Genomic DNA, 19,731 nt, shown 5'->3' with positions numbered 1-19,731 from the left:
ACGACCTGTAAACAGGATCGTGCCCGATGTTACCGGCAAGCACCCGAGGGTGCCAACCGACAGGTGTTGCTTAGGCTGCTACCACGACAACGCGTACGGTGGCTTCAACTTCGGCGTGCAGGTGCACGGCTACGTCGAATTCGCCTACGTTGCGGATGGTGCCGTTCGGCAGACGAACTTCGCTTTTCGCAACTTCAACGCCGGAGGCGGTCAGTGCGTCAGCGATGTCGTGAGTACCGATCGAACCGAACAGCTTGCCTTCGTCGCCAGCGGTGGCAGTGATGGTCACTTCCAGCTCGGCCAGTTGGGCAGCACGGCTTTCAGCCGAGGTTTTACGGTCTGCGGCAGCTTTTTCCAGCTCAGCACGACGCTCTTCGAACGCAGCCAGGTTGGCAGCGGTCGCAGCGGTGGCTTTGCCGTAAGGCAGCAGGTAGTTACGACCGTAACCGGCCTTAACGTTTACTTTGTCACCCAGGTTGCCCAGGTTGGTGACTTTTTCCAGAAGGATCAGTTGCATGTGAAAATCCTCTAACTTTTAACCTTCACCGTTCGCGTTGTCGGCGTCTTTCGACGCCATACGACCGCGAAAATCAATCAGGCTGTCAACGATGGCCATGACCACGAGCAACGGACCGAGCAAGTGCATGAAAGGCAACAACGTCACGTACATCCCCACCAGCCAGAAAGTGGCCAGTCGTTTCTGCGCCACCAGCCCGTGAATCAGGGCCAGGCCGGCGAAGACCAGCGGTACACCGCACAACGGCAACAGGATCAGTGCATGCAGCCCGAAAAACGGGGCAACACACATGACGGCCAGCAGTGACAGCGCCACGCTCTTGGGGAATCGGATGGCGCGAAATTCGCGACCGAAACCACCGGGGTTATACAACAACGCCTGCCAATAGCGCCCAAGAATCAGGCACAGCACGCTAAAGATCTGCGACGATAACGCTATCGAGATGATCATCAGCGGAGCGCTCAGGGCGGTGAACAACGCCTTCTGGTCTGCCGAGAACGTCTCGTAGACCCCACCCATCGCCAGCGGCAGGACGTCTTCGAACGTCTGCGCCAGTGACTCGATGAAGGAACTGAATACAGTTCCCAGGCTCACCGCACACAACAACCCCACGGCCACGCTGCATAGCAGCACGCGGTTCCAGGTATGTCCGGCGCGCAGAACCAACGCCAGGCCACAAGCCCCGAGCAACACCAGGAGTGTTGTCGGGTCTTTCAGGAAGTACCAGCTCACCAACGCTGACAACATCCCGATACCCAGGACGCTCAAGGCGTCCGAACCGCGCCGCAGGAGCACAAGGCACCCAGCGGCGGCACTCAACCAGAACAACAGCGGCAATGCCGCGGATCCGGCCACAACCAACGTGGCCTGCACACGTCCCCGCATGATGAAGTCAGCTAAGGCGCGCATGCATTCAATCCCTTACTACTCGTCGACTGCCCGGTCTCAGCGGCCGTGGCTGTCGGTGTAGGCCAGCAGGGCCAGGAAGCGGGCGCGCTTGATAGCGGTGGCCAGCTGACGCTGATAACGAGCTTTGGTACCGGTGATACGGCTTGGAACGATTTTGCCGGTCTCGGATACGTAGGCTTTCAGAGTGTTGAGATCTTTGTAATCGATCTCTTTCACGTCTTCAGCGGTGAAGCGGCAGAATTTACGACGACGGAAGAAACGTGCCATGTGATTGGCTCCTTAAAAGGTCCGTGGATTACTCGTCAGCGTTATCGCTGTTGTCGCTGTCGCTATCGCTGTCATCGCCATCGGCGCTGTCAGAGTGCTCAGGACGGTCGCGACGCTCACGGCGCTCACTGCGGTTTTCTTCAGCCTTGAGCATCTCGGATTGGCCGGTGACGGCTTCTTCGCGACGGATGACCAGGTTACGGATCACTGCATCGTTGTAGCGGAAGTTGTCTTCCAGCTCGGCCAGGGCCTTGCCAGTGCACTCAACGTTCAGCATCACGTAGTGAGCCTTGTGAACATTGTTGATTGCGTAGGCCAGTTGACGACGGCCCCAATCTTCCAGACGGTGGATTTTGCCGCCGTCTTCTTCGATCAGCTTGGTGTAACGCTCAACCATGCCGCCGACTTGCTCGCTTTGATCCGGGTGGACCAAAAAGATGATTTCGTAATGACGCATGAATGCTCCTTACGGGTTGTAGCCTGCCGCTCAAAAACGGTCAGACAAGGAGTGAATGACACTTATGGACTTGTGGACGCTAGACACATAAGTGCCTGCCATCACAGCAAGGGGCGCAATTGTAGAGAAGGGCTGAGAGAGGTGCAAGGCAATTGGCGATTATTTGAACAGCCACTGACGATTGCGAGGCTGAAAAATGCAGGAGCTGCCGAAGGCTGCGATCTTTTGATCTTGATCTTGATCTTTCGCTTGAGACTCAACTGTCAGGGACAAGATCGCAGCCTCGTTGCACTCGTCAGCTCCTACATGGGTATGTCAGGGCTTTTTGGTAGCAGGCTTGACGCTGCGCTGGCGCAGCGCTTCGAACAGGCACACGCCAGTCGCAACCGAAACGTTGAGGCTGCTGACGCTGCCGACCATCGGCAGCTTGACCAGGTAGTCGCAATGCTCGCGGGTCAAGCGGCGCATGCCCTTGCCTTCGGCCCCCATGATCAGGATCGTCGGGCCCGTCAGGTCCTGGTCATAAATGCTGACCTCGGCTTCGCCTGCCGTGCCGACCACCCACAAGCCGCGCTGCTGGAGTTTTTCCAGGGTGCGCGCCAGGTTGGTCACCGCCACCAGCGGAATCACTTCCGCCGCGCCGCAGGCGACCTTACGCACAGCCGGCGTCAAGGTTGCCGACTTGTCTTTAGGCACGATCACCGCCAACGCACCCGCCGCATCCGCCGAACGTAGGCACGCGCCGAGGTTATGCGGGTCGGTCACGCCGTCCAGCACCAGCAGCAAGGGCGCGCCTTCGGTGCGATCGAGCAGTTCGTCGAGCATCGCCTCGCCCCAGACCTGGCTCGGGCTTACGTCCGCAACCACACCCTGGTGAACGCCTTCGACCCACACGTCCATTTCACGACGCTCGGCCTGGCCGATGGCGACCTTGTTTTGGGTGGCCAGTTCGACCAGCGCTTGCACACGCGGCTCGCTGCGACCTTCCGCCAACCATACTTGCTTGACACGTTTAGGGTGGTGACGCAGCAGTGCTTCTACGGCGTGCACGCCGTAGATTTTTTCCAGACTCATGACTTGGCCTTCGGTTTGCGCGACCCACCGCTTTTCGCGGGGGCCGAACCCGCTTTTGGCGGGCCTTTACGGTGTTTACTTGGCTTGCTCGACGGTTTTTCCGCCCCGTGGGACTTTCCCCCAGACGCCGCTTTACCACCGCTTTTGGCTTCGTTGAGCAACTGCTGCTTCAACTCGCGGCTCTTGCGCAGTTCGGCGTTTTTCGCCGCAGCGTCGCTGGGGCGGTAGGCTTCGGGAGCCTTGTCCTTGACAGACGAACGGCGACCGGCCCTGGCTGGCTCAGGCTCTGCGGTTTTTGCAGGAGCACCTTTACCTTTACCTTTGGTCGCAGGCGCTGCCGTCTCGTTGCCACGCTTTTTACGGCCAGTCGGTGCTTCGGCGGGCTTGTCAGACATCCCGAAGTCGATCTTGCGTTCATCGAGGTCGACGCGCATGACCTGCACTTCCACGGTGTCGCCCAGACGGAAGCTGCGACCGGTGCGCTCGCCCGCCAGGCGGTGGTGCACAGGATCGAAGTGGTAGTAATCACCCGGCAAGGCGGTGACGTGCACCAAGCCCTCGACGTAGATGTCGGTCAGCTCGACAAACAAACCAAAGCCGGTCACTGCAGTGATCACGCCAGGGAACGACTCGCCCACGCGGTCTTTCATGAACTCGCACTTGAGCCAGTTCACCACGTCGCGGGTAGCTTCGTCGGCGCGGCGCTCGCTCATGGAGCACTGCTCGCCCAACTGCTCCAGGCCCGCCTCGTCGTACGGATAGATCCGTGCCTTCGGAATGGTCATGGCACCGGCGCGCTTGACGTGCGGGGTGTTCTGCTTGGAATGGATCACGCTGCGGATCGCGCGGTGCGTGAGCAGGTCCGGGTAACGGCGAATCGGCGAGGTGAAGTGGGTGTACGCCTCGTAATTCAGGCCAAAGTGGCCCTGGTTGTCGGCGCTGTAAACCGCCTGGCTCAGGGAGCGCAGCATCACGGTCTGGATCACATGGTAATCCGGACGGTCCTTGATGCTGGCCAGCAGTGCCTGGTAGTCCTTCGGCGTCGGGCCATCCTTGCCTTTGTGCAGGGACAGGCCGAGCTCGCCGAGGAAGGCGCGCAGTTTTTCCAGACGCTCCGGCGGCGGGCCGTCGTGCACGCGGTACAACGCAGGAATCTCGTGCTTCTTGAGGAATTCCGCGGTGGCCACGTTGGCCGCCAGCATGCACTCTTCGATCAGCTTGTGCGCATCGTTGCGGGTCGTCGGGGTGATTGCGGCGATCTTGCGCTCGGAACCAAAGACAATCCGGGTTTCCTGGGTCTCGAAATCGATCGCGCCACGCACGTGACGGGCACCCAGCAACACCTTGTACAGCGAGTACAGCTGCTTGAGGTGCGGCACCACGCCAGCGTATTCGGTACGCAGGGCCTTGGCTTCACTGGTCTTCGGCGTTTCCAGGATGGTGCTGACCTTGTTGTAGGTCAGGCGCGCCTGGGAGTGGATCACCGCTTCGTAGAACTGGTAGTCGGTCATTTCGCCGGTTTTGGAGATGGTCATCTCGCACACCATGGCCAAACGGTCGACTTTCGGATTCAGCGAGCACAGGCCGTTGGACAGCTGCTCGGGCAGCATCGGGATCACGCGCTCAGGGAAATACACGGAGTTGCCGCGCACCTGGGCTTCGTTATCCAGAGCCGAACCGATCTTCACGTAGCTGGACACGTCGGCAATCGCGACGAACAACTTCCAGCCGCCGGAGAACAGGCGCAGCTTGCCAGGCTTGGCTTCGCAGTAGACCGCATCGTCGAAGTCGCGGGCATCTTCGCCGTCAATAGTGACGAACGGCAGATGGCGCAGGTCGATGCGTTTTTCTTTATCTTTCTCTTCAACTTCCGGCTTGAGCTTGGCGGCTTCCTTGAGCACAGCTTCGGGCCAGACGTGAGGGATGTCGTAGGTGCGCAGCGCGACGTCAATCTCCATGCCCGGCGCCATGTAGTTGCCGACCACTTCAACGATATCGCCCTGGGGCTGGAAGCGCGCAGTCGGCCAGTGGGTGATTTTCACCTCGACGAACTGACCCACCTTGGCGGCGCCATTACGGCCCGGGGTAATCAGCACTTCCTGCTGGACCTTCGGGTTATCCGGCACAACAAAACCGATACCGCCTTCTTCGAAGTAACGGCCGACGATGGATTCGTGGGCACGAGACACCACTTCGACGATCACGCCTTCACGGCGACCACGACGGTCCAGGCCGGAAACACGGGCCAGGGCACGGTCACCGTCGAACACCAGGCGCATTTGCGCCGGGCTCATGAACAGGTCGTCGCTGCCGTCGTCCGGGATCAGGAAACCGAAGCCGTCACGGTGACCGGCGATGCGGCCCAGGATCAGGTCGAGCTTGTCCACCGGCGCATAGGTGCCGCGCCGGGTGTAGATCAGTTGAGCGTCGCGCTCCATGGCGCGCAGACGGCGGCGCAGGGCTTCGAGTTGGTCCTCGGTGGTCAGACCGAACTCTTCGACCAACTGCTCGCGGCTAGCAGGCGAACCCCGATCGGCGAGATGCGCCAGGATCAGTTCGCGGCTAGGAATAGGGTTTTCATATTTTTCCGCTTCACGAGCGGCCTCGGGATCGAGGGACTGCCAATCGGCCATTAGAGAGTTTTCACCTTGTCTATATGCGGGTTAGTTTGGCATAGGCTTAATGAAACGGGAAATTTCAAGCATCCGATCGCTTTTCTAAAGCCATTTGGCCTGCCTTGGAAGCCCGGAAAAGCACCGCTCGTGAAATTTAGCGGTTTTTTTCTCAGGAGGGGTTTACAGTTAAAAAGACGCTCCGTATAGTGCGCGCCATCGACGACGTACACACGATGTCGATATTGCCCAGATGGTGAAATTGGTAGACACGCCAGCTTCAGGTGCTGGTGACCGCAAGGTCGTGGAAGTTCGAGTCTTCTTCTGGGCACCAATTTCGAGCAACAGGTCAATGGCCTGCAGGCTCAACAAAAACCCGCGAAAGCGGGTTTTTGCATTTTTGGCCCCTGCAATTGCGTTTGGCAATTACTAAAACAAAAACAGGGGTTTACAGATCAAAATGCGCTCCGTATAGTGCGCCACATCAACAGCGGCAACGCTGAAGATGCTGCCCAGATGGTGAAATTGGTAGACACGCCAGCTTCAGGTGCTGGTGACCGCAAGGTCGTGGAAGTTCGAGTCTTCTTCTGGGCACCAATTCAAGCTTCAAGGTTACGGCCTTGAACCTCACAGAAACCCGCGAAAGCGGGTTTTTGCGTTTCTGGCCTCCTTACCCCTTCTCTCCCGCCAAACACGAACCGTAGGAGCTGCCGAGTGCAACGAGGCTGCGATCTTTCTCCGGGCAATTGAATCGCGAGTGAAAGATCAAAAGATCGCAGGCTTCGCCAGCTCCTACAGAGCTCATCATGAGCTTGCTCGCGATGAGGTCAGCCCAGCCGCCCGATCAGGCCCTGAACTGCCCCAGGCTGGCCTTCAACTGCGCCGCCAGGTTGTCGAGCACCTTGCCGCTGGCGGTGGTCTCGACCACGGCCTGGGCCGCCTTCTCGGCCTGGGCGTGAATGGTTTCCACCCGCCCGCGCACCGCTTGCGCACCCTGGGCCTGATGAGCCGCCGCCTGAGTCGCCAAGCCGATGGCCGCATGCACCTGCTCTACGGATGCCTGCACCGACTGCTGCAACCGCGCGCTGTCTCGCAGTACCAACAAGCCTTCGCTGGCCTGGCGCCCGGCCTGGCCGATAGCGGCCACCGCCTCGCGAGCCCCCTGCTGCAAAGCCACGATATGCGCCTGGATATCGCCCGTTGAGCTTTGGGTCTTGCTCGCCAGAGCCCGCACCTCATCCGCCACCACAGCAAACCCGCGCCCGGTTTCCCCGGCCCGCGCCGCCTCGATGGCCGCGTTCAAGGCCAACAAGTTAGTCTGCTCGGCGATGCCGTGAATCACCGTCAGCACCACTTCGATCTGTTCGCTCTGCTGCGCCAGCCGCTCGATCACTTTCGCCCCAGTGTCCACCTGCCCGGCCAACGCCTCGATCAAGCTACCGACCTTGGCCGAAGTGCGGGTGTTTTCATCGGTGGCCTGGCGGATCTCCACCACCTGCTGCAAAGCCGCCTGCATCGCCTGGCTTTCCGATTGAGCCTCATCCGCCATTTGCGACAGCGCACGCAGGCTCTCGGCCACCTCATCTCGCTGCATCCCGGCCGCCGCATCGGCACCAGAGTTGCGCAAGGTCATCGCACCGATTTCCACACCGGTACGCTGGGCCACATCACCCGCCTCGCGCACGATGGGTTGCAACTTATCCACAAAGCGATTGACCGCTGAGGCCATGTCGCCGATTTCGTCCTTGCTGTTGATTTGCACACGCTTGGTCAGGTCACCCTCGCCCGCCGCCAAGTCATTCATGGCCGCGATCAGCAACTTCAAGCGATTGACCACCCGACGCCCCAGCACCACAGCCAGCAGCACCAGCACGCCAAAGCCCACCAGCGCCAGGCCCAGGCCGATGCGCCAGCGCAAGGTGCCTGCTGCTTCCTGCACGGTGCTGGCGGTATTGGTCTGCATCTGCGTGGCGGTGGCCTGGGCCGACTCCAGACGACCGCGCATGGCGGTGGCGCTGTCGGCCGCCGCCCCCTTGAGGCTGTCACCGACCAACTGGTCGCTGCTGGCGATCAAGGCCAAAAAGCGTTGGTCCAGCGCCTTCAGGTCAGCGTCAACGGAAGCCGTGGAAACGCCCATCAATACTTTGCCAATCTCTACGCCGTTGGGGCTGATCGAGGCCTCAAGGTAATACACCGACGGGTCGCTCTTCGCCGCATCCAGCACTTTGTCCAACGCCCGCTCGCCCTTGCCTTTCTCCAGCAGCGCCTTGTTGATCGGGTTTTCCCGATTCAGGTAGCGAGTCAGGTGCTCACCATTGGCATCGTCATAAATAACGAACAACACATTGGGGTTGCGCTGGGCCCGGCGGGCGAATTCGGAAAGGGTCGGTATGTCGCTGTCCCACATGGCGCGTGGCGCGACCGAGGCCAGGAGTTGCGCCATATCGTTGGCGGAATCCTTGAGCGATTTCTCGAGGGTCGTGCGCAACTGCGCCTGCTCGTCCTTCAGGCGCGTCGATAAACCGGCGGTGAGGCGCTGACGAGTGCTGACAGACAAACTGTCCAGGCTTGAGGTGACCTCGCGTCCGGCCTGCTCCAGCTCGCCAGACAGCTTCTGACTATCACCCCCCAGCCGGGCCCCTAGCTCGGCCTCCAGCGCGGTGACCGTGCTTCGAGTCAGCGCGACAGCCACGAGCACTTGCACCAAAAGGGCGATACCCAGGGTAACGAACACAGGCCGCAATAGACGGCTTTGTAACAGTGAGAGAACGGCCGACACAGGGGAATCCCTCTACTAAACGCCATTAAATTGATGGCACTTCAAAGAAGTACTTATTGTTAACGATGCATAGCAAAGGTCGTGCCGTTCGGCAGGCAGATACGACAAAGGCCCCAAACGAGGGGCCTTTGTTTTTTACATCAACGACTTATCAGGCAAACGGGTGACGCAGAACGATGGTTTCGTTGCGATCCGGCCCCGTCGAAATAATGTCGATCGGCGCACCGACCAACTCTTCAACGCGCTTGATGTAGTTGCGAGCCGCCACTGGCAGCTCTTCCAGGGTCTTGGCGCCCACGGTCGATTCGGTCCAGCCCGGCATCTGCTCGTACACCGGCTCCAGGCCGATGTAGCTGTCGGCGTCGGTCGGTGCGTCGATGACGGCGCCGTCCTGGTTCTTGTAGCCCACGCAGATGTTGATGGTTTCCAAGCCGTCCAGCACGTCCAGCTTGGTCAGGCACAGGCCCGAGATGCTGTTGACGTCGATGGCACGACGCAGGATGACGGCATCGAACCAGCCACAACGACGGGCACGGCCGGTGGTAGCACCGAACTCGTGGCCACGCTTGGCCAGGAAGGCGCCGACGTCGTCGAACAGCTCAGTCGGGAACGGACCCGAACCCACGCGAGTGGTGTAGGCCTTGGTGATACCCAGGATGTAATCCAGATACATCGGACCGAAACCCGAACCGGTGGCGATGCCGCCGGCGGTGGTGTTGGAGCTGGTGACGTACGGATAGGTACCGTGGTCGATGTCCAGCAGCGAACCCTGGGCACCTTCGAACATGATGTCCTTGCCAGCGCGACGCAGCTCGTGCAGCTCGGCAGTGACGTCGAGCATCATCGGCTTGAGCAGCTCGGCGTACTCCATGCACTCGTCCAGGGTTTTCTGGAAGTCGATGGCCGGTTCTTTGTAGTAATTGACCAGGACAAAGTTGTGGTAGTCCAGCAACTCGCCCAGCTTGGCGGCGAAACGCTCACGGTGGAACAGGTCACCGATGCGCAGGCCACGACGGGCAACTTTATCTTCGTAGGCCGGGCCGATGCCGCGACCGGTGGTGCCGATCTTCAGCTCGCCACGGGCCTTTTCACGGGCCTGGTCCAGCGCGACGTGATAGGACAGGATCAGCGGGCAGGACGGGCTGATACGCAGGCGCTCGCGCACCGGCACGCCTTTTTCTTCCAGCTTGATGATTTCCCGCAGCAAGGCGTCGGGAGCAACCACCACACCGTTGCCGATCAGGCACTGGACGCCTTCGCGCAGTACGCCCGACGGAATCAGGTGCAGAACGGTTTTTTCACCGTCGATCACCAAGGTGTGACCTGCGTTGTGGCCACCCTGGTAGCGCACTACGGCGGCAGCATGTTCGGTCAGCAGATCAACGATCTTGCCTTTGCCCTCATCACCCCACTGGGTGCCCAGGACTACGACATTCTTACCCATAACACTTGTCCTCATTCGCGCAAACTTGGTGCCGGCCACGGCCGGCAGGAAAACTCAAGAAGCCAGCGGCAATACTTGCCAAAGCCCGTTCTGCTGAATCAATTGCCGGTCGCAGTCCGCTTCACGGGCGGCGGCCAAAGGTTGCCCAGGCAAGGCCTGGACGACACGCTGACCCTCACTGCGCAACTGGCAGACTGCTTGCCAGAGTGCCGCATCCGTACTGTCAGGCATCCAGATACCGCCAGACGGTAGCTCGACTTCAGCACGCCCCAGGGTCACCAGGGTTTTCAAATCGGTAGAGAAACCGGTCGCCGGACGGGCACGACCGAAGTCGGCACCGATGTCGTCATAACGGCCGCCCTGGGCGATGGACTGGCCCACGCCCGGGACGAACACGGCGAACACGACACCCGTGTGGTAGTGATAACCGCGCAACTCACCCAGGTCGAAATACAACGGCAACTCGGGGAAACGCACCGACAGACGCTCGGCAATCGCCAGCAAGTCGTCCAGCGCCGCCAACACAGGCGCCGGCGCATGGGCCAGGCGTTCACGGGCAGCGGCCAATACTTCACGTCCGCCACACAGGCCCACCAGCGCCCGCAGCATGTCCGACAGATCGGCCGGCAGGCCCTCGGTCAGGCTGATGACTTCGTCGATGGCCTTGCGCTGCAGGGCATCGAACAGCTGTTGCTCCACTTCACCGGACAAACCGGCCGCACGGGCCAGGCCGCGATAGATGCCGACATGCCCCAGGTCCATGTGGACATCCGGCACGTCAGCCAGTTGCAGCATGGCCAACATCAGGCTGATGACTTCTACGTCGCTGCTCGGGCTGGCGTCGCCATACAACTCGGCGCCCAACTGGATCGGGCTGCGCGAAGACGACAAGGCACGCGGCTGGGCATGCAGCACGCTGCCGGCGTAGCACAGGCGGCTCGGACCTTCGCGGCGCAGGGTGTGTGCATCGATGCGCGCCACTTGCGGCGTGATATCGGCACGAAAGCCCATCTGCCGGCCCGACTGCGGGTCGATAACCTTGAAGGTGCGCAGGTCCAGGTCCTGGCCCGCGCCGGTGAGCAGGGATTCCAGGTACTCGATATGCGGGGTGACGACGAACTCGTAACCCCAACTCTGGAACAGATCCAACACCTGCCGACGCGCTACTTCGATACGCGCAGCTTCCGGTGGCAGTACTTCTTCGATGCCATCTGGCAGCAGCCAGCGGTCTACCGTTGCCATTACGCCATTCCCCTATGGTCCGGGCGGCCAGCTTTCGGGCTGGCCTTGAGTGAAGCAGAAAATGCCTGCGCCAGGCGCGCATCCCAGGCAAAAAACGCGCAAGAGCGACGTGACGAATGGCCCGTAATCGGCCTCGCCCAGCACTTCCCTCGAAAAACCTGTCGAGTCGTTCAACCCGACGCCTGCACCTATGAACCGCAATCGAACGTGCAGACGCAAAAAAGCCGGGAATTTCCCGGCTGCCGCATCATACACACGTTTTCCCAAAGGATCACCCCGCCCGACGCTTTAGCCGCCGGGCGGAGTGTCTCAGGTCAACGTCGCATCAAGGCTTGGCCTTTTCCAGGTAGCGGAAGAAGTCACTGCTTGGGTCCAGGACCATGACGTCGGATTTGTTCGCGAAGCTTTCGCGGTAGGCACGCAGGCTACGGTAGAACCCGTAGAACTCCTGATCCTGACCATAAGCCTTGGAGTAGATCGCAGCGGCCTGGGCATCACCATCACCACGGACCTCTTCCGATTCACGATAGGCTTCGGCCAGCAGCACACGGCGTTGACGATCGGCGTCGGCACGGATGCCTTCGGCCAGCTCGTTACCCTTGGCGCGGTGCTCGCGGGCTTCACGCTCACGCTCGGTACTCATCCGCTCGAACACGCTGCGGTTCACTTCCTTCGGCAGATCGATGGCCTTGACCCGGACATCGACCACTTCGATACCCAGCTCTTTTTCCGCCATCGTGTTCAGCGAACGAGTGATGTCGGCCATGAGCGCATCACGCTCACCGGACACCACTTCATGCAACGTGCGCTTACCGAACTGGTCACGCAGGCCCGACTCCAGACGACGGGACAGGCGCTCGTCGGCGATCTGCTTCAGGCCCGAGGTCGCGGTGTAGAAGCGCTCGGCATCCTTCACGCGCCACTTGGCATAGGCATCCACCATCACGGCTTTCTTTTCCAGCGTCAGGAAGCGTTGCGTCGGCGCGTCCAGCGTCATCAGGCGGCCGTCGAACTTGCGCACCTTGTTGACGTACGGCACCTTCACATGCAGCCCCGGCTGGACATCAGCCTGGACCACGCGACCGAATTGCAGCAACACCGCGCGCTCGGTCTGAGCCACGATGTAGAAGCAGTTCCAGGCAGCGATCGCCACGACGACACCGACAATAAGGGCGATCAGCGATTTATTGCTCATCAGCGACTCTCCCTGGTACGTGCTTGCTGTTGCTGCAGGTCCGCCGCCGCGCGAGCGTTGGCTTCATTGCTGACGGCCGCCGAACTGGTCGGTGGCGTGCTGGTGTTGCGACCGCTCTCGACCATCTTGTCCAGCGGCAGGTACAGCAGATTGCTCTGGCCGTTCTTGTTGCCGGTCACGAGGACCTTGCTGGTGTTGCTGAAGACTTCCTGCATGGTGTCCAGGTACAGACGCTCGCGGGTGACTTCTGGAGCCTTGCGATATTCGGCCACCAGCTTGGTGAAGCGATCAGCCTCACCCTTGGCGCGGGAGACCACTTCGTCACGGTAACCGTTGGCATCCTCGATGATGCGCTGGGCCTGACCACGGGCTTCCGGCACGACGCCGTTGGCATAGGTTTCGGCCTGGTTACGCGAACGCTGCTCGTCTTCACGGGCACGGATCACGTCGTCGAAGGCTTCCTGGACCTCACGCGGGGCTGCCGCGCTCTGGACGTTGACCTGGGTGACGGTGATACCGGTGCGATAGGTATCGAGGAACCGTTGCAGGCGCTCCTTGATTTCGCTGGCCATCAGTTCACGACCTTCAGTCAGCACCTGGTCCATGGCGGTGGAACCCACCACATGGCGCAAGGCACTTTCGGTCGCGTGCTGCAGGCTGATTTCCGGCTGGTCGACGTTCAGCACGAAGTCCTGCAGGTTGGTGATCTTGTATTGCACGGTCAGCGGCACTTCGACGATGTTCTCGTCTTCGGTCAGCATCTGGCCCTGCTTGGTGTACGCCCGCTCACGCGTGACGTTTTCCAGGTACTTCTGGTCGATCGGCGGGAAATAGATATTCAGGCCCGGCCCAACCGTCTCGTAGTACTTGCCGAAGCGCAGCACTACGGCCTGCTCCTGCTCGTCCACGACATAGACCGCGCTGTACAGCCAGACAGCCGCCAGCACGACCAGACCGATGCCGAGCAAGCCGAAACCGCCACCCTTGCCCGGACGACCGCCACCCTCGTCACCGCGTTTTTTACCGCCACCGAACAAACCGTTCAGGCTTTCCTGCAGCTTTCGGAAGGCCTCGTCGAGATCCGGTGGCCCCTTGCGGTCGCCGTTGTTACGACGCTTGCCACCCCAAGGATCCTGATTATTCGAGTTGCCACCCGGCTCATTCCAAGCCATAGCGCTCTCCATCTGATAAAGCAAAGACGCACCCACGGCGCGCCGACCAATGCTACAGAATGCCTGACACAGCTTTCTCAGGCTTTTATTGCAAAGTGTGTTGCTCGATGAACTCCATCGGTTGCAGCCCTTCGCGGCTGACCAGCCGATTGAGCTCCGCCCGAGGCAGGCGAACAGCCAGCAGGCAGACGCCATCTTCGTCGTGTTCTTCTTTTTGCACGGCCCCCAGCTCAAAGAACTGGGCACGCAGCCGGGCGAAACGTTGTGGCAACTTCAGGGTGCCAACAAACAGATCGTTGCCCAACAGCTCGGCCACGGCCTGCTTGAGCAGGTCCAGGCCGGTGCCATCACGGGCCGACAGCCAGACCCGTTGCGGCTTGCCGTCGGCATCGCGCTGGATCTGCGGCTCCACGCCTTCGAGCAAATCGAGTTTGTTGTATACCTCGAGGATCGGCAAGTCCTGGGCCCCGATCTCGCCCAGCACCACCATCACCTGCTCGATCTGCAGCATCCGGTCCGGTTCGGCGGCATCGATCACGTGCAGCAGCAGGTCGGAGTTGCTCGACTCTTCGAGCGTAGCCCGGAAAGCCTCGACCAGCTTGTGCGGCAGGTGACGGATGAAGCCCACGGTGTCGGCCAGCACGATCGGCCCGAGGTCGTCCAGGTCGAGCCGACGCAGGGTCGGGTCGAGCGTGGCGAACAATTGGTCGGCGGCGTAGACATCGGATTGGGTGACGTTATTGAACAGCGTCGATTTGCCGGCGTTGGTATAACCCACCAGTGAAACCGTCGGGATATCCGCGCGCTTGCGGCCGCGTCGCGACTGCTCGCGCTGGCTGCGGACCTTTTCCAGCCGCCCCTTGATCTGGCGCAGGCGGACCCGCAACAAGCGCCGGTCGGTCTCCAACTGGGTTTCACCCGGGCCGCGCAGGCCGATACCGCCTTTTTGCCGCTCAAGGTGAGTCCAGCCGCGAACCAACCGCGTACTCATGTGCTCAAGCTGGGCCAGTTCGACCTGGAGCTTGCCTTCATGGGTGCGGGCGCGCTGGGCGAAAATATCGAGAATCAGCCCCGTACGGTCGATCACGCGACACTCGAAGACACGTTCGAGGTTACGTTCCTGACTGGGCGTGAGGATGTGATTGAAAATCACCAGATCGACCTGTTCGGCCTTGACCAGGTCGCGCAACTCCTCGACCTTGCCACTGCCGATCAGGAACTTGGCGGTTGGCCGATGACGCGGCACGTTGAAAAACGCGACGGTCTCGGCGCCGGCCGAAAGTGCCAATTCCTGAAACTCCTGCGGATCTTCGCGCGCCTCAGGGTCCTGTCCATCCAAGTGAACGAGAATGGCCCGTTCACCACCACCGTGGCGCTCAAAGAACAAAGGAGGCTCCTATCAGGCGTTACCCGGTTCAGCGTCACCGCCTTCGGATTCGGTTGCGCTAGGCAGACGAATTGGACGAACTGGCACGACTGTCGAGATCGCGTGCTTGTAGACCATTTGGCTGACGGTGTTTTTCAGAAGGATGACGAACTGGTCGAAAGACTCGATCGTGCCTTGCAGTTTGATCCCGTTGACCAGATAGATGGACACCCCAACTTTCTCTTTACGTAAAGTGTTCAAGTAAGGGTCTTGTAGCGAATGCCCTTTTGACATGTGCCGCACTCCTTTAAGGATCAATAATAAAAATCGGAATCAGATGGCTTGGGCCGTCACACCCCCAAGGATAGACGGCAATTGCAAGGACTCAGCTCAATATGGAGATGGTCCCAAGGTATTTCAAGGCGCGTGGCAGATTGTCGCAATCGAGACTGTCGAGCCAATGCAAGTCAGTCCAGCTGCGCAGCCAGGTGAACTGGCGTTTCGCCAATTGGCGCGTGGCAATGATCCCACGCTCCTGCATCTCGGCTGACGTCAGCTTGCCGTCCAGGTAATCCCAGACTTGTCGATAACCTACCGCACGTATAGACGGCAACCCGGCATGCAGGTCACTTCGCTCACGCAGGGCTACGACCTCGTCTATGAACCCCTGTTCCAACATTAATGTGAATCTTTGTTCAATTCGCCGATGCAGCACTTGCCGGTTCGCCGGAGCGATGGCCAGATTCGCGACAGTATAGGGCAATTGTTGCAGTCCCGAAGCGGCTGCTTCAGTACTTTGCGCAGATTGTCGCTGGCGCAGGGCGGTCATGCTCTGGCCGCTGACCCGATAAACCTCCAGGGCCCGACTGAGCCGCTGAGGGTCATTGGGATGAATACGCGCCGCCGATTCCGGATCGATGATCGCCAATTGCTCGTGCAAGGCTTGCCAGCCAAGGCGCGCGGCCTCTTCTTCGATCTGCGCGCGTACCTCGGGATCGGCCGCCGGCATGTCCGCCAACCCCTCGACCAAGGCCTTGTAATACAGCATCGTGCCGCCCACCAGCAGCGGAATCTTGCCCCGCGCGGTGATCTCGGCCATGGCCTGGAGCGCATCACGGCGGAAATCGGCCGCCGAATAAGCCTCGGCCGGGTCGAGGATATCGATCAGGCGATGGGGAAATTCGGCCAGCAATTCTTTCGACGGCTTGGCGGTGCCGATGTCCATGCCCCGGTAGACCAGGGCCGAATCGACGCTGATCAACTCGCAGGGCAGGACCTTGGTCAATTCGATGGCCAGGTCGGTCTTGCCGGCGGCGGTCGGCCCCATCAGGAAAATCGCGGGTGGCAACTGGCTCATCAACGACCGCGCAGGAACAGTTTGTCCAGGTCGTCCAGGCCCAATTGGGTCCAGGTCGGCCGGCCATGGTTGCATTGACCGCTGCGCTCGGTGTTTTCCATGTCCCGCAGCAGGCCGTTCATTTCCGGCAGGGCCAGGCGCCGGTTGGCGCGGATCGCGCCGTGGCAGGCCATGGTGCCGAGCAGTTCGTTCAGGTGCGCCTGGATGCGGTCGCTGGTGCCGTATTCCATCAAGTCCGCCAGCACGTCGCTGACCAGGCGATTGGCCTCGGCCTGCTTCAACAAGGCCGGAATCTGACGGATCGCCAGGGTTTCCGGGCCCAGGCGCTGCAATTCGAAGCCCAGGCGCTGGAACCAGACCACATGCTCTTCGGCGCAATCGGCTTCGCGCTGGCTGACCGCCAGGGACTCGGGCACCAACAATGGCTGGCCGCTCAAGCCTTCGCTGGCCATGGCGATTTTCAGCCGCTCGTACATGATCCGCTCATGGGCCGCGTGCATGTCCACCAGGACCAGGCCCTGGGCATTTTCCGAGAGGATATAGATGCCTTTGAGTTGCGCCAGGGCATAGCCCAGCGGCGGGATATCGCCTTGGCCGTCGGGCATCGCCGCCGCTCCGGCTTCCGGCAAGGGCTTGAAGAACTCGCGATAGGCCGCCTGGGCCTCGGCTGCCGGCACGTTGGATTGCGGGCGCGGAGTGTATTGATACTGATAGCCGCTGCCAGCACCGCTCCCGGCCGTGTTGTAGCTCGGCTGAGGCTGGGGCTGCTCCAGCAGTGCATTGGCCGCCAGGCGCATTTCGCCCTGGGGCCCGAATTCGCCAGCGTCCAACCCCGTTGGCCGGACCATGCCGCTCACCGCCGCCGGGGCCGCCAGTTGATCTTCCGGGCGCACATCGCCCAAGGCGCGGTGCAAGGTGCCGTAGAGGAAATCGTGGACCATGCGCCCGTCACGGAAACGCACCTCATGCTTGGTCGGGTGCACGTTGACGTCGACCACGGCTGGATCGACTTCGAAAAACAGCACGAAGGTCGGGTGCCGGCCATTGAACAGCACATCGCGATACGCCTGGCGCACCGCGTGGGCCACCAGTTTGTCGCGCACCGCACGACCGTTCACGTAGAAATACTGCAAGTCCGCCTGGCTGCGGGAAAAGGTCGGCAACCCGACCCAACCCCACAAGTGCAGGCCATTGCGCTCCACCTCGATGGGCAATGCCTGCTCCAGGAAACCTGCGCCGCACACCGCGCCGACACGGCGGGCACGAGCCGCATCATCGTGGGCCTCGTGCAGGCTGAGGATGGTCTTGCCGTTGTGGCGCAAATGAAACGCCACGTCAAAACGCGCCAGGGCCAGGCGCTTGATGACTTCTTGCAGGTGATCGAATTCAGTCTTCTCGGCCTTGAGGAACTTGCGCCGGGCCGGGGTATTGAAGAACAGGTCGCGCACTTCCACCGAAGTGCCGACCGGATGGGCCGCAGGCTGCACGCGAGAGGCCATGTCCCTGCCCTCGGTCTCGACCTGCCAGGCCTGCTCGGCGTCGCGGGTGCGGGAGGTGAGGGTCAGGCGCGACACCGAACTGATGGACGCCAGCGCCTCGCCCCGAAACCCCAGGCTCATGACCCGTTCGAGGTCTTCCAGGTCGCGGATCTTGCTGGTGGCGTGACGCGCCAGGGCCAGCGGCAGGTCGTCGGAAGAAATACCGCCACCGTCATCGCGGACCCGCAGCAGCTTGACGCCGCCCTGCTCAACATCCACGTCGATACGCTTGGCCCCGGAGTCAAGGCTGTTTTCCAGCAGTTCCTTGATGACCGACGCCGGGCGCTCGACCACTTCACCGGCGGCGATCTGGTTCGCCAGCCGGGGGCTGAGCAGTTCGATGCGGGCGTTGCCGCCGATCACTTCATCACTCATTGCTGGACCGCCACGTCATTGCCGGGAATGGTCAGGGTCTGGCCGATCTTGAGCTCATCGCTCTTGAGGTTGTTGGCGCTGCGCAAGGTCGCGGGGGACACCTGGTAACGCACGGCGATCATCGCCAGGGTTTCGCCGGGATTGACCCGATGGTCCCGCGGACCCTGGGCGATCTTGCCGGAGTCGCGCAGCCAGGCAATGTAGGTGCCAGGCGGTGGGTTCTGCTGGAAGAACTGCCGCACGCCGCTGCTGATGGAACGGGCCAGCGCCTGCTGGTGGTTGGAAGACGATAGCTTGGACGCTTCGTTGGCGTTGGAGATAAAGCCGGTTTCCACCAGGATCGACGGGATATCCGGCGACTTGAGCACCATGAACCCGGCCTGCTCGACGCGCTGCTTGTGCAGCGGCGTGACGCGACCGATGTTGCTCAGGACTTTCTGGCCGACGTTCAGGCTGGAGGTCAACGAGGCCGTCATCGACAAATCGAGCAATACGCCAGCGAGCATCCGGTCCTTGTCATCGAGGCTGACGTTGCCGGCACCGCCGATCAGGTCGGAACGGTTTTCACTGTCGGCCAGCCAACGGGCGGTCTCGGACGTGGCACCGCGGTCGGACAGGGCAAACACCGAGGCCCCGAACGCCGCCGCCGAAGGCGCGGCGTCGGCGTGGATGGAGACGAACAGGTCGGCGCCTTTCTTGCGGGCGATTTCGGTACGCCCGCGCAAGGGGATGAAGTAGTCGCCGGTACGGGTCAGTTCGGCGCGGAAGCCTTTCATGCCGTTGACCTGGCGCTGCAATTCCCGGGCGATGGACAGCACCACGTCTTTTTCACGCTGCCCGCGCGAGCCCGAGGCGCCCGGGTCTTCGCCGCCGTGACCGGCGTCGATCACCACGATGATATCGCGCTTGCCGGCCGGGGCCGGTGGCAGCTTGAGCGCAGGCTCGGTCGGGGTCACCGGAACCGCTGGTACCGTGGCGACATTGGTCGGCGGCGGCGGAGGTGGCGCCGCATCGGCCGGATTGTCGAACAGGTCCACCACCAGCCGGTTGCCGTATTGGGCGTTGGGGGCCAGGGTGAAGCTTTTCGGGGTCACGGCTTTTTTCAGGTCGATGACCACCCGCAGGTCGGTCGGCGTACGCTGCGCCGAGCGCATCGCGGTAATCGGCGTGTTGGCGGTCGCCACGTTCAATGGCGCGCCCAGGGACGCACCGTTGATGTCGATCACCAGGCGATCCGGGGCGGTCAGGGTGAATACGCTGTGCTGCACCGGGCCCGTCAGGTCGAACACCAGCCGTGTGTTGTCCGGCGCCCGCCAGAGGCGAACGCTGTTGACCTTTGTCTCAGCCACAGCATCGACGGCCAGTGCCGTAAGCAACAGTCCTACGACAGCAACCACCGCGCGAAAGCGCATACCAAACCCCATCAT

General features: G+C 61.3%; 16 protein-coding genes, 2 tRNA genes and 1 pseudogene. 2 read left to right on the top strand and 17 right to left on the bottom strand.

Annotation, left to right across the window (positions count from 1 at the left end):
- Positions 1–70: 70 nt before the first annotated feature.
- From rplI to rnr, 6 genes are all read right to left on the bottom strand, one after another.
- Positions 71–517 (bottom strand): 50S ribosomal protein L9, encoded by a 447-nt coding sequence (rplI, locus tag ASC85_RS03330; RefSeq protein WP_003197251.1) that lies wholly within the window; start codon positions 515–517, stop codon positions 71–73.
- 18 nt (positions 518–535) lie between these two features.
- On the bottom strand, positions 536–1,426 hold the full coding sequence (locus ASC85_RS03325) for a hypothetical protein (RefSeq protein ID WP_057448264.1): 891 nt from the start codon (positions 1,424–1,426) through the stop codon (positions 536–538).
- A gap of 36 nt (positions 1,427–1,462) precedes the next feature.
- Positions 1,463–1,693 (bottom strand): 30S ribosomal protein S18, encoded by a 231-nt coding sequence (gene rpsR / locus ASC85_RS03320; RefSeq protein ID WP_002551829.1) that lies wholly within the window; start codon positions 1,691–1,693, stop codon positions 1,463–1,465.
- Between the two features lie 28 nt (positions 1,694–1,721).
- Positions 1,722–2,150, bottom strand: a complete 429-nt coding sequence (rpsF, locus tag ASC85_RS03315; RefSeq protein WP_003186395.1) for a 30S ribosomal protein S6 — start codon at positions 2,148–2,150, stop codon at positions 1,722–1,724.
- Between the two features lie 315 nt (positions 2,151–2,465).
- Positions 2,466–3,224, bottom strand: coding sequence for a 23S rRNA (guanosine(2251)-2'-O)-methyltransferase RlmB (gene rlmB / locus ASC85_RS03310; protein ID WP_057448263.1), 759 nt, complete (start codon positions 3,222–3,224; stop codon positions 2,466–2,468).
- The gene (gene rnr / locus ASC85_RS03305) at positions 3,221–5,857 is read right to left on the bottom strand and encodes a ribonuclease R (protein ID WP_057448262.1); all 2,637 of its coding nucleotides are present in this window, start codon (positions 5,855–5,857) and stop codon (positions 3,221–3,223) included. Before rnr ends, rlmB begins: the two co-directional genes overlap by 4 nt.
- A gap of 226 nt (positions 5,858–6,083) precedes the next feature.
- Between rnr and ASC85_RS03300 the strand changes: the two genes are divergently transcribed.
- Both ASC85_RS03300 and ASC85_RS03295 read left to right on the top strand, forming a co-directional pair.
- Positions 6,084–6,170 (top strand) — tRNA-Leu (locus tag ASC85_RS03300).
- A 176-nt stretch (positions 6,171–6,346) separates the two neighbouring features.
- Positions 6,347–6,433 (top strand) — tRNA-Leu (locus ASC85_RS03295).
- A 247-nt stretch (positions 6,434–6,680) separates the two neighbouring features.
- Here ASC85_RS03295 and ASC85_RS33720 read toward each other — a convergent pair.
- The 11 genes and pseudogenes from ASC85_RS33720 to ASC85_RS03245 form a co-directional block, all read right to left on the bottom strand.
- A complete protein-coding gene (locus ASC85_RS33720; protein ID WP_373419639.1) occupies positions 6,681–7,430 on the bottom strand; it encodes a methyl-accepting chemotaxis protein in 750 nt (249 codons plus the stop codon).
- A 108-nt stretch (positions 7,431–7,538) separates the two neighbouring features.
- Positions 7,539–7,799: pseudogene (locus ASC85_RS33715) on the bottom strand (HAMP domain-containing protein); the annotation flags it as partial.
- A gap of 967 nt (positions 7,800–8,766) precedes the next feature.
- Complete coding sequence (locus ASC85_RS03285; RefSeq protein WP_003186407.1) at positions 8,767–10,059, bottom strand: adenylosuccinate synthase; 1,293 nt, start codon at positions 10,057–10,059, stop codon at positions 8,767–8,769.
- A gap of 54 nt (positions 10,060–10,113) precedes the next feature.
- A complete protein-coding gene (locus ASC85_RS03280) occupies positions 10,114–11,301 on the bottom strand; it encodes an ATP phosphoribosyltransferase regulatory subunit (RefSeq protein ID WP_003197238.1) in 1,188 nt (395 codons plus the stop codon).
- 325 nt (positions 11,302–11,626) lie between these two features.
- Positions 11,627–12,496, bottom strand: coding sequence for a protease modulator HflC (hflC, locus tag ASC85_RS03275; RefSeq protein ID WP_003197230.1), 870 nt, complete (start codon positions 12,494–12,496; stop codon positions 11,627–11,629).
- The gene (hflK, locus tag ASC85_RS03270; protein WP_057448260.1) at positions 12,496–13,668 is read right to left on the bottom strand and encodes an FtsH protease activity modulator HflK; all 1,173 of its coding nucleotides are present in this window, start codon (positions 13,666–13,668) and stop codon (positions 12,496–12,498) included. The genes hflC and hflK overlap by 1 nt, the downstream gene beginning before the upstream one ends.
- An 85-nt stretch (positions 13,669–13,753) precedes the next feature.
- Entirely contained in the window at positions 13,754–15,055 is a 1,302-nt protein-coding gene (gene hflX, locus ASC85_RS03265) for a ribosome rescue GTPase HflX (RefSeq protein ID WP_057448259.1), read from the bottom strand.
- Positions 15,056–15,067: 12 nt separating this feature from the next.
- Positions 15,068–15,328, bottom strand: a complete 261-nt coding sequence (hfq, locus tag ASC85_RS03260) for an RNA chaperone Hfq (protein WP_003186419.1) — start codon at positions 15,326–15,328, stop codon at positions 15,068–15,070.
- Positions 15,329–15,419: 91 nt separating this feature from the next.
- Positions 15,420–16,391, bottom strand: a complete 972-nt coding sequence (gene miaA, locus ASC85_RS03255; RefSeq protein ID WP_024618856.1) for a tRNA (adenosine(37)-N6)-dimethylallyltransferase MiaA — start codon at positions 16,389–16,391, stop codon at positions 15,420–15,422.
- Positions 16,391–18,304 (bottom strand): DNA mismatch repair endonuclease MutL, encoded by a 1,914-nt coding sequence (gene mutL, locus ASC85_RS03250; protein ID WP_057448258.1) that lies wholly within the window; start codon positions 18,302–18,304, stop codon positions 16,391–16,393. The genes miaA and mutL overlap by 1 nt, the downstream gene beginning before the upstream one ends.
- On the bottom strand, positions 18,301–19,731 hold the full coding sequence (locus ASC85_RS03245; RefSeq protein WP_057448257.1) for an N-acetylmuramoyl-L-alanine amidase: 1,431 nt from the start codon (positions 19,729–19,731) through the stop codon (positions 18,301–18,303). The genes mutL and ASC85_RS03245 overlap by 4 nt, the downstream gene beginning before the upstream one ends.

Origin of the sequence: Pseudomonas sp. Root401 (assembly GCF_001425105.1) — a bacterium.
Lineage (GTDB): Bacteria > Pseudomonadota > Gammaproteobacteria > Pseudomonadales > Pseudomonadaceae > Aquipseudomonas > Aquipseudomonas brassicacearum.
The sequence above is the reverse complement of the archived record's forward strand: the minus strand, read 5'-3'. Positions and strand labels throughout refer to the sequence as shown.